Consider the following 13383-nt stretch of genomic DNA (forward strand, 5'->3'; position numbering starts at 1 on the left):
GGAGAGGGGCTGGGACGGTCGTTCACACCCGGATTGTCGCTTGACAAGCTCAAGGGCTTCTCATAGATTACTAACCGGTCAGTCAGTAATCATAAAAACCAATCCAGTGGGGGGACAAGGCGGCTGGCCCCTGCATCTGTTCACAAGCGCCCTGCATGGCTGCGGGTGGCTGGTTGGCGGGTGTCTGGTGTACTGTCGCTGCGCGGGCGCTCCGGCCTGCGTCTTGCTTGCTGATCCTTGTGGCCCCTTCTTTTTTCACCGGATTTCCCATGCGCACATCCTCCGCCCTGCGGCCCTCTTCACGGCATTCCAGGCTTTTGCTGGTGCTGGCCACCGCTACCGTGCTGGCCGCCTGTTCGCGTCCCGCACCGCCTGAGGAGCCCGTGCGCTCCGTCAAGCTGATGACGGTGGGCGTGGGCGCGCTGCAGTCCAGCCTGGAGTATTCGGGCGAGGTGCGCGCGCGGGTGGAGTCGCGCCTGGGCTTTCGCGTGGCGGGCAAGATCGTGCAGCGCCAGGCCGAGCTGGGCCAGCGCGTGAAGGCCGGGCAGGTGCTGGCGCAACTGGACCCCAAGGACTACCAACTGGCGGCTGACGCCGCGCGTGCGCAACTGGCATCGGCCACCACGCAGCGTGATCTGGCGGCGGCGGACCTCAAGCGCTACCAGGCGCTCAAGGACCAGAACTTCATCAGCGGTGCCGAGCTGGAACGCCGTGAGGCCACGCTCAAGGCCGCCCAGGCCACGCTGGACCAGGCGCGCGCGCAGCTGTCGTCGCAGGGCAACCAGGCGGCCTACACCACGCTGGTGGCCGACGTGTCCGGCGTGGTGACGGGCATCGATGCCGAGCCGGGCCAGGTGGTGTCGGCCGGTGCGCCGGTGGTGCGCATTGCGCAGGACGGCCCGCGCGACGTGGTGTTTGCTGTGCCCGAGGACAAGGTGGCGCAGATCACGACGGGCTCCGAGGTGGCTGTGCGCGGCTGGTCTGGCGGCGCGACCCTGACGGGCCGCGTGCGCGAAGTGGCTGCCAGCGCCGACGCTGCGACCCGCACCTTCCAGGTCAAGGTAGCCATTGACGCTGCGGACGCCCCAGCGCTGGGCGCCACCGTGTACGCCACGCCCAAGGCACTGAGCCATGCCGGCATTGCCGCCATCAAGCTGCCCACGAGCGCGCTGCGTCAGGAGGGTCAGTCCTCCGCCGTGTGGGTGTACGACCCCGCGACCAGCACCGTCAAGTCGCAGGTGGTGCAGATCGCCACGGCCGACGGCAACGATGCCGTGGTGGCAGGGGGCCTGACCCCCGGCATGCAGGTGGTGGCCACTGGCGTGCATGTGCTGTCTCCCGGCCAAAAAGTGACGGTATATCAGCCAAAAGTGGCCCAGGCGCCAGTGAATAAAGCGCAGACAGCTCCTGAATCTGTAGCAATGCCGGCGGTGCCATCGGCTCCTGCGGCCGCTGCTGCACCCGCCACCGCCACGGCCTCTGCCGCCAACTGAGGCCCGCCATGACGCAAATCCAACCCAAAGAGGGGTTCAACCTCTCCAAATGGGCGCTCGACCATCCTGCGCTCACCCGCTACCTTATGGTGGTGTTGATGCTCCTGGGCTTTGCCGCCTACTTTCAGCTGGGGCAGGACGAGGACCCTCCGTTCACCTTCCGTGCCATGGTGGTGCGCACCTACTGGCCCGGTGCCACAGCCCAGCAGGTGGCCGAGCAGGTCACCGACAAGATCGAGCGCACGCTGCAGGAAGTGCCGTACGCCGACAAGATCCGCAGCTACTCCAAGCCCGGCGAGTCGCAGATCATTTTCCAGATCAAGGACTCCTCCAAGCCCGGCGACGTGGCCAACGTCTGGTACAGCGTGCGCAAGAAGGTGGGCGACATGCGCTACACCTTGCCCCAAGGCATTCAGGGCCCGTTCTTCAATGACGACTTTGGTGATGTGTATGGCGTGATCTACGCGCTGGAGTCCGAGGGATTCAGCTACGCAGAGCTCAAGCAGTTTGCCGATGACGCGCGCCAGCAGCTGCTGCGCGTGCCCGATGTGGCGAAGGTCGAGCTGTTTGGCGTGCAGGACGAAAAGCTCTTCATCGAGATCTCGCAAAAGCGCCTGTCGCAACTGGGCCTGGACATGAACCAGGTGCTGGCCCAGCTGGGCCAGCAGAACGCAGTGGAAAGCGCGGGCACCATCCAGACCCCGCAAGACCAGGTGCAGGTGCGCGTGCAAGGCCAGTTCAACGCCATCGAGGACCTGCGCGCGATGCCGATCCGTGGCCCCTCGGGCGCGCAACTGCGCCTGGGCGATATTGCCGAAGTGCAGCGCGGTTATGTGGACCCGCCGGGCGTGAAGGTGCGCCACCAGGGGCGCGAGGTGATTGCGCTGGGCGTCTCCATGTCCAAGGGCGGCGACATCATTGCGCTGGGCAAGGCCCTGCACACCACCACTGACCGCATCGCTGGCACATTGCCGGCGGGCGTGAAACTGGTCAACGTGCAAGACCAGCCCAAGGCGGTGTCCACCTCGGTGAACGAGTTCGTCAAGGTGCTGATCGAGGCCGTGGTCATCGTGCTGGCGGTGAGCTTCATCAGCCTGGGCGTCCACAAGCGGCCCGGCAACAACCCGCTGTGGAAGCGCTGGTACATCGACCCCCGCCCGGGGCTGGTGGTGGGCATCACGATCCCGCTGGTGCTGGCCGTCACGTTCCTGGCCATGTGGTACTGGGGCATCGGGCTGCACAAGATTTCGCTGGGCTCGCTCATCATCGCGCTGGGCCTGCTGGTGGACGACGCCATCATTGCGGTGGAGATGATGGTGCTCAAGCTCGAAGAGGGCTATGACAAGGTGCGCGCCGCCACCTTTGCCTACGAGATCACGGCCATGCCCATGCTCACGGGCACGCTGATCACGGCGGCGGGCTTCCTGCCCATCGGCCTGGCCAAGTCCACCACGGGTGAATACACCTTTGCCATCTTTGCCGTGACGGTGATTGCGCTGGTGCTCAGCTGGTTCGTGTCGGTCTACTTCGTTCCTTACCTCGGCACACTGCTGCTCAAGGTGCCGCCTCACGTCTTGGCCGCTCAGGCCAACAAGGGCATCACGGACGACCCGCACGAGGTTTTTGACAGCCCGTTCTACCGCAGCTTCCGCCGTCTGGTGGACTGGTGCGTGCAGCACCGCTGGCTGACCATTGGCGCCACGGTGCTGACCTTTGCGCTGGGCATTGTCGGCATGGGCAAGGTGCAGCAGCAGTTCTTCCCTGATTCCAGCCGGCCTGAGATTCTGGTGGACATCTGGTTCCCCGAAGGCACGTCGTTCGCAGGCAACGAGGCCGTCACCAAACGCGTGGAGCAGCGCCTGCTGTCCGAGCCAGGCGTGAACACGGTGAGCACCTGGGTAGGCTCTGGCGTGCCGCGTTTCTATCTGCCGCTCGATCAGGTGTTCCCGCAGAGCAACGTGTCGCAGTTCATAGTGGTGCCCCAAGACCTGAAGGTGCGCGAATCGCTGCGTGTGAAGCTGCCTGCGCTGCTGGCGCAGGAGTTCCCGGAAGTGCGGGGGCGCGTCAAGCTGTTGCCTAACGGGCCGCCCGTGCCTTATCCCGTTCAGTTCCGCGTGGTGGGACCGGATCCGCTGGTGCTGCGCGAGCGTGCGGACGAGGTCAAGGCCCAGCTGCGCCAGAACCCCAACATGCGCGGGGTGAACGACAACTGGAACGAGTCCGTGAAGGTGCTGCGCCTGGAAGTCGACCAGGCCAAGGCACGCGCCCTGGGCGTGACCAGCCAGTCCATCGCACAGGCGTCCAAGACCATTCTGTCGGGCACGCAGGTCGGCCAGTACCGCGAGGGCGACAAGCTCATCGACATCCTGCTGCGCCAGCCGCTGGATGAGCGCAACGCCATCACCGACATTGCCAACGCCTATCTGCCCACGGCCTCGGGCAAGTCGATCCCGCTCACGCAGATCGCCAAGCCCGTGTTCACCTGGGAGCCCGGCGTGATGTGGCGCGAAAACCGCGACTACGCCATCACTGTGCAGGGCGACGTGACCGAGGGCCTGCAGGGCGCCACGGTGACGGCGGCGCTGCTGCCATCCCTCAAGGAGATTGAGGCCAAGTGGCGGTCGGCGGGCCAGACGGGCTACCGCATCGAGGTCGCGGGCGCCGTGGAGGAAAGCTCCAAGGGCTCGGCGTCCATCGCGGCGGGTCTCCCCATCATGCTGTTCATCACCTTCACGCTGCTCATGCTGCAACTGCACAGCTTCAGCCGTGCCATGCTGGTGTTCCTGACCGGGCCGCTGGGGCTGGCGGGTGTGGCGGCGGCGCTGTTGCTGCTCAATCGTCCCTTTGGTTTTGTGGCGCTGCTGGGGGTGATCGCGCTCATGGGCATGATCCAGCGCAATTCGGTGATCCTGATCGATCAGATCGAGCAGGACCGCGCCCGGGGCGTGCCCGCCTGGGATGCCATTGTGGAATCGGCCGTGCGCCGTTTGCGCCCCATCGTGCTCACCGCCGCTGCCGCCGTGCTGGCCATGATCCCGCTGTCGCGCAGCGTGTTCTGGGGCCCGATGGCTGTGGCCATCATGGGCGGGCTGGTGGTGGCCACGGTGCTCACGCTGCTGGCACTGCCTGCAATGTATGCGGCCTGGTTCCGTGTCAAACGACCTGCGCCTGAGGTTCCTGGTGCTGCTTGACCGACAGGGCGTCCGCATCAGGTAAAATAGAAGGTTGACCGATTTCACACAGGCGGCAGCTGAGGTTGCCGCCTGTTTGTTTGTAGAACCGCGCGGGTGGCGAAATTGGTAGACGCACCAGGTTTAGGTCCTGACGCCAGCAATGGTGTGGGGGTTCGAGTCCCCCCCCGCGCACCACCCATGTGAGACTTTGCGGAACACGGCGCTGCTGCGCTGCAGCCAGCACGATCCACATTCATAAGAGGAATAGCCATGGCCGTTACTGTTGAAACCCTTGAGAAGCTCGAGCGCAAGATCACGCTGAGCGTGCCCGTCACCCTGATCCAGTCCGAAGTGGACACGCGCCTCAAGCGCCTGGCCCGCACGGTCAAGATGGACGGTTTCCGTCCCGGCAAGGTGCCCATGAACGTGGTGGCCCAGCGTTATGGCTACTCGGTGCAGTACGAAGTGCTGAACGACAAGGTGGGTGAGGCCTTTGCCGTGGCTGCGAATGAAGCCAACCTGCGTGTTGCAGGCCAGCCCCGAATCACTGAAAAGGAAGGCGCTCCCGAAGGCCAGGTGACTTTTGACGCCATCTTCGAAGTGTTCCCCGAAGTCAAGATTGCTGACCTGTCGGACGCCGAAGTTGAAAAACTGTCGTCCGAAGTGACCGACAGCGCCATCGACAAGACCATCGACATCCTGCGCAAGCAGCGCCGCAGCTTTGCCCAGCGCGCCATTGACGCCGCTGCGCAAGACGGTGACCGCGTGACCGTGGACTTCGAAGGCAAGATCGACGGCGAACCCTTTGACGGCGGCAAGGCCGAAGACTTCCAGTTCCTGGTCGGCGAAGGCCAGATGCTCAAGGAGTTCGAAGACGCGGTGCGTGGCATGAAGTCCGGCGAAAGCAAGACTTTCCCCTTGGCGTTCCCTGCCGAATACCACGGCAAGGACGTCGCTGGCAAAACCGCCGACTTCCTGGTGACCATCAAGAAGATCGAAGCGGCCCACCTGCCCGAAGTGAATGATGCTCTGGCCAAGTCACTGGGCATTGCCGACGGTTCCGTGGATGGCCTGCGCGCCGACATCAAGAAGAACCTGGAGCGCGAAGTCAAGTTCCGCTTGCTGGCTCGCAACAAGGCTGCCGTGATGGACGCCCTGGTGTCCAAGGCCGAGTTGGATCTGCCCAATTCCAGCATCCAGGCTGAAATTGCCCGCCTGATGGAAGGTGCCCGCGCTGAACTCAAGCAACGCGGCATCAAGGACGCCGACAAGGCCGAGATCCCTGAAGACGTGTTCCGTCCCCAGGCAGAGCGCCGTGTGCGCCTGGGCCTGGTGCTGGCCGAGCTGGTGCGCGCCAATGAGCTGCAGGCGAAGCCCGAGCAGCTCAAGGCCCACATCGACGAGCTGGCCGCCAGCTACGAGAAGCCCGAAGACGTGGTGCGTTGGTACTTCGGCGACCGCCAGCGTCTGGCCGAAGTCGAAGCCGTTGTCATCGAAAACAACGTGACCGAATTCGTGCTGTCCAAGGCCAAGGTGGTCGAAAAGGCCATTTCCTTCGACGACCTGATGGCGCAGCAGGGCTGATAGGCCCTCGGGCCGGGTGGTCTGCCTCGTGCAACTACCCGGTTCTGGTTGTCAAGACACACCAGGGGCTTGTGCTTTCGTGCACAAGCCCCAATTCATTTCTGGGTACAGTACCTGCTTGACTGGAGAAATACATGAGCGCATTGGAAACACAAGGCCTGGGCATGGTCCCCATGGTCATCGAGCAGTCGGGCCGTGGCGAACGGTCCTATGACATCTACTCGCGCCTGCTCAAGGAGCGCGTGATTTTTCTGGTGGGCCCGGTCAATGACCAGACCGCCAACCTGGTGGTGGCACAGCTGCTGTTCCTGGAAAGTGAAAACCCGGACAAGGACATCTCGTTCTACATCAACTCGCCCGGTGGTTCGGTGAGCGCCGGTATGGCGATTTTTGACACCATGAACTTCATCAAGCCCGATGTCTCGACCCTTTGCACGGGCATGGCGGCCAGCATGGGTGCTTTCCTGCTGGCGGCGGGCGCCAAGGGCAAGCGTTTTGCGCTGCCCAACTCCAAGGTCATGATCCATCAGCCATTGGGCGGCATGCAGGGCCAAGCCACCGAGATCGAGATCCACGCCCGCGAGATCCTCAAGACCCGCGAGCAGCTCAACAAGATCCTTGCTGAGCGCACCGGACAGCCGCTGGAGAAGATCCAGCGCGACACTGAGCGTGACTATTTCCTCTCGGCCGATGAGGCCAAGGACTATGGTTTGGTCGATCAAGTGATCAGCCAACGCGCCTGATCGCCCGAGGGCGACGAAGCGGCGTTTTCCCGAGGGGAAGACGCCGTTTTTTATTTGGTTATCATCCCGACAACTTTCCGAAACAAGCAAGGCATTGCCCCCATGGCCGAGAAAAAAGGCTCTTCCAGCGAAAAAACCCTTTACTGCTCTTTTTGCGGCAAAAGCCAGCATGAAGTGAAGAAGCTGATCGCCGGTCCGTCGGTCTTTATCTGCGACGAGTGCATTGACCTGTGCAACGAGATCATCCGCGACGAATTGCCTGCTGGGGACTTGGCCCGCGAAGGCCGCAGTGACCTGCCCACGCCGGTCGAGATCAAGGCCAATCTGGACAACTATGTGATTGGCCAGGATGTTGCCAAGCGCACGCTGGCGGTGGCGGTGTACAACCACTACAAGCGCCTGCGCCATAAGGACAAGGCCCACAAGGACGATGTGGAGCTGTCCAAAAGCAACATCCTGCTGATCGGCCCTACGGGCTCGGGCAAGACGTTGCTGGCGCAGACCCTGGCACGCATGCTGGATGTTCCGTTTGTGATGGCCGACGCCACCACGCTGACCGAAGCCGGTTATGTAGGCGAGGACGTCGAAAATATCGTCCAGAAGCTGCTGCAAAGTTGCAACTACGAAGTCGAGCGCGCCCAGCGCGGTATTGTCTATATCGATGAAATCGACAAGATTTCGCGCAAATCCGACAACCCCAGCATCACGCGCGATGTGTCGGGCGAGGGCGTGCAGCAGGCGCTGCTCAAACTCATCGAGGGCACCATGGCCAGCGTGCCGCCCCAGGGCGGGCGCAAGCACCCGAACCAGGATTTCCTGCAGATCGACACAACCAACATTCTTTTCATCTGCGGTGGCGCGTTTGCAGGGCTGGAAAAGGTCATCGAGAACCGGACCGAGGCCTCTGGCATCGGCTTTGGCGCATCGGTCAAAAGCAAGAAGCAGCGCTCGCTGACAGAAGTGTTCACAGAGATCGAGCCCGAAGACCTGATCAAGTTCGGGCTGATTCCTGAACTGGTGGGCCGTATGCCAGTGGTGACTGCCTTGGCTGAACTGAGTGAAGATGCGTTGGTGCAGATCCTGACCGAGCCGAAGAACGCGCTGGTCAAGCAGTACAGCAAGCTCCTGGCCATGGAAGGCGTGGACTTGGAAATCCGCCCTGCCGCCCTGAAAGCCATTGCCCGCAAGGCGCTGGCCCGCAAGACGGGCGCGCGAGGTCTGCGTTCCATCCTGGAGCAATCGCTGATCGGCACGATGTTCGACCTGCCCAATACCAGCAACGTCGAAAAGGTGGTGGTGGACGAGTCCACCATCGAAGAAAACAAGCCGCCGCTGCTCGTGTACCGCGAAGCGGCCAAGAAGGCCTGAGAAGACCGGAGCGGGCGCCATGTTGTCGCCCTTTGAACCATCAACCCTTGCGCCAGTACGGCTGCGTGCAAGGGTTGAAAATCCCCACATGTGGACCCACTTCCACAGAGCACTTTGAGGATTTCCATGTCCGGACATACCCCCCTGCCAGCCACCCCTATTGACCTGCCGCTGTTGCCTTTGCGCGATGTGGTGGTGTTCCCTCACATGGTGATCCCGCTTTTTGTGGGCCGCCCCAAGAGCATCAAGGCCCTTGAGATGGCCATGGAGGCTGATCGCCGCATCATGCTGGTGGCCCAAAAAGCTGCCGCCAAGGATGAGCCCTCGGTGGCTGACATGTTCGATGTGGGCTGCGTCTCCACCATCTTGCAGATGCTCAAGCTGCCCGACGGCACCGTGAAGGTGCTGGTGGAAGGCCAGCAGCGCGCTCTGGTGGCTTCCATTGAAGATGCCGAGACGCATTTCATGGCCACCGTGACTCCGGTGGAGGCGACCCCCGACGCCAATAAGCCCAGCGAAATCGAGGCCCTGCGTCGCGCAGTGATGCAGCAGTTTGACCAGTACGTCAAACTCAACAAGAAGATCCCGCCCGAGATCCTGACTTCCATCTCCAGCATTGACGACCCAGGTCGACTGGCAGACACCATTGCTGCACACCTGCCCCTCAAGCTCGAGAACAAGCAGGTGGTGCTGGATCTTTCGGATGTAAAGGCGCGCCTCGAAAATCTGTTCGAGCAGCTCGATCGCGAAGTGGACATCCTGAACGTCGACAAAAAGATCCGTGGCCGCGTGAAGCGCCAGATGGAGAAGAATCAGCGCGACTTCTATCTGAACGAGCAAGTCAAGGCCATCCAGAAGGAACTGGGTGAGGGCGACGAAGGCGCCGACATCGAGGAGATCGAGAAAAAGATCAAGCTCGCCAAGATGCCGGCCGAGGCCCGCAAGAAGGCTGACGCCGAACTCAAGAAGCTCAAGCTGATGTCGCCCATGTCGGCCGAGGCGACGGTGGTGCGCAACTACATCGATGTGCTCACCGCACTGCCTTGGAGCAAGAAGACCAAGATCAAGCACGACCTTGTGAATGCCGAGGGCGTCCTCAACGAAGACCATTACGGCCTCGACAAGGTCAAGGACCGCATCCTTGAATACCTCGCGGTACAGCAGCGCGTGGACAAGGTGAAAGCGCCCATCCTGTGCCTGGTGGGCCCTCCTGGCGTGGGCAAGACCTCGCTGGGGCAATCGATCGCCAAGGCCACCGGTCGCAAGTACGTGCGCATGGCCCTGGGCGGCATGCGCGACGAGGCCGAGATCCGCGGGCATCGCCGCACCTACATCGGTGCGCTGCCAGGCAAGGTGCTGCAGAGCCTGTCGAAGGTGGGCACGCGCAATCCGCTGTTCCTGCTGGACGAGATCGACAAGCTGGGTACTGACTTCCGGGGCGATCCGTCGAGCGCTCTGTTGGAGGTGCTGGACCCCGAGCAGAACCACACCTTTGGCGACCACTACGTCGAGGTGGACTTCGACCTGAGCGATGTGATGTTCGTCGCCACATCGAATTCGATGAACATTCCGCCGGCACTGCTCGACCGCATGGAAGTGATTCGCCTGTCTGGCTACACCGAAGACGAGAAAACCAGCATCGCCATGAAGTACTTGCTGCCCAAGCAGCTCAAGAACAATGGTGTGAAGGACGAAGAACTGCTCATCACCGAGCCTGCAGTGCGCGACATGGTGCGTTACTACACCCGTGAAGCGGGTGTGCGTTCGCTCGAGCGCGAGCTGTCCAAAATTTGCCGCAAGGTGGTCAAGGGCCTGCAGCTCAAGAAACTGGAGCCGCAGGTGGTGGTCACGGCTGACAACCTGCCGGACTTTTTGGGCGTGCGCAAGTACACCTATGGCCGTGCGGAGCTGCAAAACCAGGTGGGGCAGGTAGTAGGCCTGGCCTGGACCGAGGTGGGTGGAGATCTGTTGACCATCGAGGCGGCCATCATGCCGGGCAAGGGTGTGATTACGCGCACGGGTTCGCTGGGTGATGTGATGAAGGAATCCGTGGAGGCTGCCCGTACGGTGGTACGCAGCCGAGCGCGCATGCTGGGTATCAAGGATGAAACGTTCGAAAAGCGCGACATCCACATTCACGTGCCAGACGGTGCCACCCCCAAGGACGGCCCCAGCGCGGGGGCTGCGATGACTACCGCGTTTGTTTCTGCGCTCACGGGTATCCCTGTGCGCGGCGATGTGGCCATGACAGGCGAGATCACGCTGCGTGGCGAGGTGACGGCCATTGGTGGCCTTAAGGAAAAGCTGCTGGCCGCATTGCGCGGTGGCATCAAGACCGTGCTGATCCCTGAAGAGAACGTGAAGGACCTCGCCGAGATTCCGGACAACGTGAAGAGCGGCCTGGAGATCGTGCCCGTGCGGTGGATCGACAAGGTGCTGGAAGTTGCTTTGGAGAGCAAGCCCGTGCCGCTGACGGATGAAGAGGTTGCAGTGGCGGCTGCGGTGCCTGTGTCGACGGACAAAGCAGCGGTGTCATCCGCCACGGCCGATGGATTGAAACATTGACGCAATTTTTTTGGGAACTCCCAAAAAATGCGCTACAATTCATCCCATCGCAGCAAACGTTGTACAATGTAAGGCTTCGGTAAATGCGGGAATAGCTCAGTTGGTAGAGCGCAACCTTGCCAAGGTTGAGGTCGAGAGTTCGAGACTCTTTTCCCGCTCCAATTTCCACAAAAAGGGAAGCAGTTGCTTCCCTTTTTTGTCAGAGGAATGAGAGTTCCTGGCGCGGTAGCAAAGCGGTTATGCCCCGGATTGCAAATCCGGTTAGTCCGGTTCGACTCCGGACCGCGCCTCCAAAAAAATCTAGTCGAATCAACGACTTACAAACGGACCCTAGCGGTCCGTTTTTGTTTTCCGGCTCTGGAATCGCTCCGAATCGCTTTCAACCGCGCACGATCTGCGGGGTAACCACGCGTTAAGTCTCGTTTTGTCCGAGCACGCCAGTACACTCGCGGCCAATCAAACTGACGCGGGTGGAGCTGTGGCGAGTGTGAGGAAGACCCCCACGGGGCGTTTTGAGCTGTGTGTGCGCAACAAGCTGTTGCCCAAACCCTTCTATAGAACCTTTGACGTTGAGGCCGAGGCGCTTGCCTTCGGTGAGCAGCTCGATCTGCTGCTGGCCGCTGGCGTGGTGCCTGCGGACCTACTCACCCCCCAGACCACCACACCGCAGGAGAAGCTGCGCTTTGTGCTGACGGCCTGGATCAACTCGGGCCACCCGGCCAGCACCGATGTGCCGGTGCTTGAGCTGCTGGTGAGCGAGGTGGGCGAGGTGAAGATCAACCAGGTGACCTATCAATGGGCTGAGTCCTGGGTGCAGTCCCTCAAGATCGAGCGCAACTTCGCGCCAGGCACGATTCGCAAGCGGATAGGGTCACTGTCCAGGGCGCTGGATTGGTGGCTACGCAAGCACCCCGACGCGCTGGTGGGCAACCCTCTCAAGCTGCTGCCCCGTGGCGCTGCCAGCTACAGCGAGCGTGATGCCGAGATGCTGGCCAAGCTGGCCGCCAACGCGAAGCCAGACGAAAAAATCAAGGTGGTGAAAGAGGATGTGGTGCGCGACCGGCGCCTGCTGCCAGGCGAGCTGGAGCAGATCCTGGCGGTGATCGATGGCCACAAGCGTGATGACCGTGAGCGACCCCTGGAGCTGCGCCACCAGGCAGCGCTGCGCGTGCTGTTCTTGCTGATCTACAACACGGGCATGCGCCTGCGTGAGGCCTACACGCTTTCACGCGGCCAGGTGGACCTGGAGCGCCGGACCATACGTGTGCGATCGGGAAAGCAATGGCGGGGCAAGGTGAAGTTCAGGGACGTGCCCATGCGGCGCGAGCTGCACCAGGTGCTGGTGGACTACCTAGCGACGCTGCCTGCGGACCCTGATGCCCTCATCTTCCCCTGGTGGAACGGTGAGCGCACCAATGATGAGATGGATCGGGTTTCCTCGCGCCTGGCCACGCAGTTCGGGCGGATCTTCGAGTACGCTAAATGCGAGGGACTGACCGAGCATGACTTGCGCCATGAGGCCACCTGCAGGTGGTACGAACTGCGCGACCCCAAGACCGGCGCCTGGGTGTTCCGTGAGGCCGAGATCGACAAGATCATGGGCTGGGCGCCTGGGAGTCGGATGGGCGCGCGCTACGCGAGTTTCCGAGCTGAAGATCTTGCTGCGAGAATTTGGTAGCGCTTATTATTATAAGTAGGAGGCGAAAATGAGTTTTGACGATGAGAAGGCAAAAATACGGCGTAACTTGGTTGTTTTTTGCTCCGTTTATCTTGCTGGGGCATATTTGGGTATATCTGCGCAAGAGACGCTGAATGCATATTTCAGCACTAAAGGTGGCATAGAAATTCCAGTTGAAAAGGTTGTCGTTGTATCTTTGATAGTGTTCTTGTACTTATCTTGGCGCTGGTTTACAAGCGACGAGCAACGCGAACAATTTGGAGCCATGACTGGTGGGTTAAGAGGGAGGTTTGATAGCTTGATAAATGATTGGGCGATCAAACGAATGGATTCCAGTAGCTTTGACCGACATTTCGAATTTCTCGAAGAGGTTGAGCGTGAAAAGTATGACAGGTGGATTAAATTTATTGAGAAAAATTTGAACGCCACTCCAAACTTCAAATCGAATGTGAATAGCTACAAACGCAAAGGAAAATCGGGAAATTGGCTTATGCATCTTGAATGGTTTGGGCCTAAAGGTGTTAGAGAGCAGGATCAGTTGGTTAACTTCAAGGTAAACCTACAGTGGTGGTTGGCGATAATTTTGTTAATCCGCGCCAGTTTCTTTGTGCTATCCCGCTCGGCCTTTTGGGAATGGGTGCCGCCTGCTATTTTGAGCCTTGCCACCTTTCTGCTAATTTCCTACCGTGTAATTAATATTTATCTAGGCTAATTAGAAGGCATTCTGTGTGGCCGTTAATTTTGCGGCTGTTGAGGGGGCTGGGGCAGCTGGGGTAGCT

8 protein-coding genes and 3 tRNA genes are annotated in these 13383 nt (G+C 61.0%); all 11 read left to right on the forward strand.

Annotation, left to right across the window (positions count from 1 at the left end):
* Window positions 1–269: 269 nt before the first annotated feature.
* The 11 genes from AC07X4_RS22385 (at window position 270) to AC07X4_RS22435 (ending at window position 13316) form a co-directional block, all read left to right on the forward strand.
* Window positions 270–1493, forward strand: a complete 1224-nt coding sequence (locus AC07X4_RS22385; RefSeq protein WP_494741368.1) for an efflux RND transporter periplasmic adaptor subunit — start codon at window positions 270–272, stop codon at window positions 1491–1493.
* 8 nt (window positions 1494–1501) lie between these two features.
* Window positions 1502–4684: an efflux RND transporter permease subunit gene (locus AC07X4_RS22390; protein ID WP_056064492.1), complete on the forward strand. Its 3183-nt coding sequence runs from the start codon at window positions 1502–1504 to the stop codon at window positions 4682–4684.
* Between the two features lie 90 nt (window positions 4685–4774).
* A tRNA-Leu gene (locus AC07X4_RS22395) sits at window positions 4775–4861 on the forward strand.
* A gap of 75 nt (window positions 4862–4936) precedes the next feature.
* A complete protein-coding gene (gene tig, locus AC07X4_RS22400; protein WP_056064489.1) occupies window positions 4937–6250 on the forward strand; it encodes a trigger factor in 1314 nt (437 codons plus the stop codon).
* Window positions 6251–6384: 134 nt separating this feature from the next.
* Window positions 6385–6993 carry an ATP-dependent Clp endopeptidase proteolytic subunit ClpP gene (clpP, locus tag AC07X4_RS22405; protein ID WP_015014885.1) on the forward strand — a complete coding sequence of 203 codons (609 nt, stop codon included), beginning with the start codon at window positions 6385–6387 and terminating at the stop codon, window positions 6991–6993.
* A 102-nt stretch (window positions 6994–7095) separates the two neighbouring features.
* Entirely contained in the window at window positions 7096–8361 is a 1266-nt protein-coding gene (gene clpX, locus AC07X4_RS22410; protein ID WP_056064485.1) for an ATP-dependent Clp protease ATP-binding subunit ClpX, read from the forward strand.
* 126 nt (window positions 8362–8487) lie between these two features.
* On the forward strand, window positions 8488–10926 hold the full coding sequence (gene lon / locus AC07X4_RS22415; RefSeq protein WP_056064482.1) for an endopeptidase La: 2439 nt from the start codon (window positions 8488–8490) through the stop codon (window positions 10924–10926).
* Window positions 10927–11011: 85 nt separating this feature from the next.
* Window positions 11012–11087, forward strand: a tRNA-Gly gene (locus AC07X4_RS22420).
* A 58-nt stretch (window positions 11088–11145) separates the two neighbouring features.
* Window positions 11146–11219: transfer RNA gene (locus tag AC07X4_RS22425), tRNA-Cys, on the forward strand.
* A 194-nt stretch (window positions 11220–11413) separates the two neighbouring features.
* Complete coding sequence (locus AC07X4_RS22430) at window positions 11414–12604, forward strand: tyrosine-type recombinase/integrase (protein ID WP_494741369.1); 1191 nt, start codon at window positions 11414–11416, stop codon at window positions 12602–12604.
* A 28-nt stretch (window positions 12605–12632) separates the two neighbouring features.
* Window positions 12633–13316 (forward strand): hypothetical protein, encoded by a 684-nt coding sequence (locus AC07X4_RS22435; protein WP_494741370.1) that lies wholly within the window; start codon window positions 12633–12635, stop codon window positions 13314–13316.
* Window positions 13317–13383: the final 67 nt, after the last annotated feature.

It is taken from the genome of Acidovorax sp. GW460-11-11-14-LB4 (genome assembly GCF_059423685.1).

Coding starts and splice junctions, on each gene's coding strand:
- AC07X4_RS22385 (WP_494741368.1), top strand. CDS start 270: ATGCGCACATCCTCCGCCCTGCGGCCCTCTTCACGGCATTCCAGGCTT.
- AC07X4_RS22390 (WP_056064492.1), top strand. CDS start 1,502: ATGACGCAAATCCAACCCAAAGAGGGGTTCAACCTCTCCAAATGGGCG.
- tig (WP_056064489.1), top strand. CDS start 4,937: ATGGCCGTTACTGTTGAAACCCTTGAGAAGCTCGAGCGCAAGATCACG.
- clpP (WP_015014885.1), top strand. CDS start 6,385: ATGAGCGCATTGGAAACACAAGGCCTGGGCATGGTCCCCATGGTCATC.
- clpX (WP_056064485.1), top strand. CDS start 7,096: ATGGCCGAGAAAAAAGGCTCTTCCAGCGAAAAAACCCTTTACTGCTCT.
- lon (WP_056064482.1), top strand. CDS start 8,488: ATGTCCGGACATACCCCCCTGCCAGCCACCCCTATTGACCTGCCGCTG.
- AC07X4_RS22435 (WP_494741370.1), top strand. CDS start 12,633: ATGAGTTTTGACGATGAGAAGGCAAAAATACGGCGTAACTTGGTTGTT.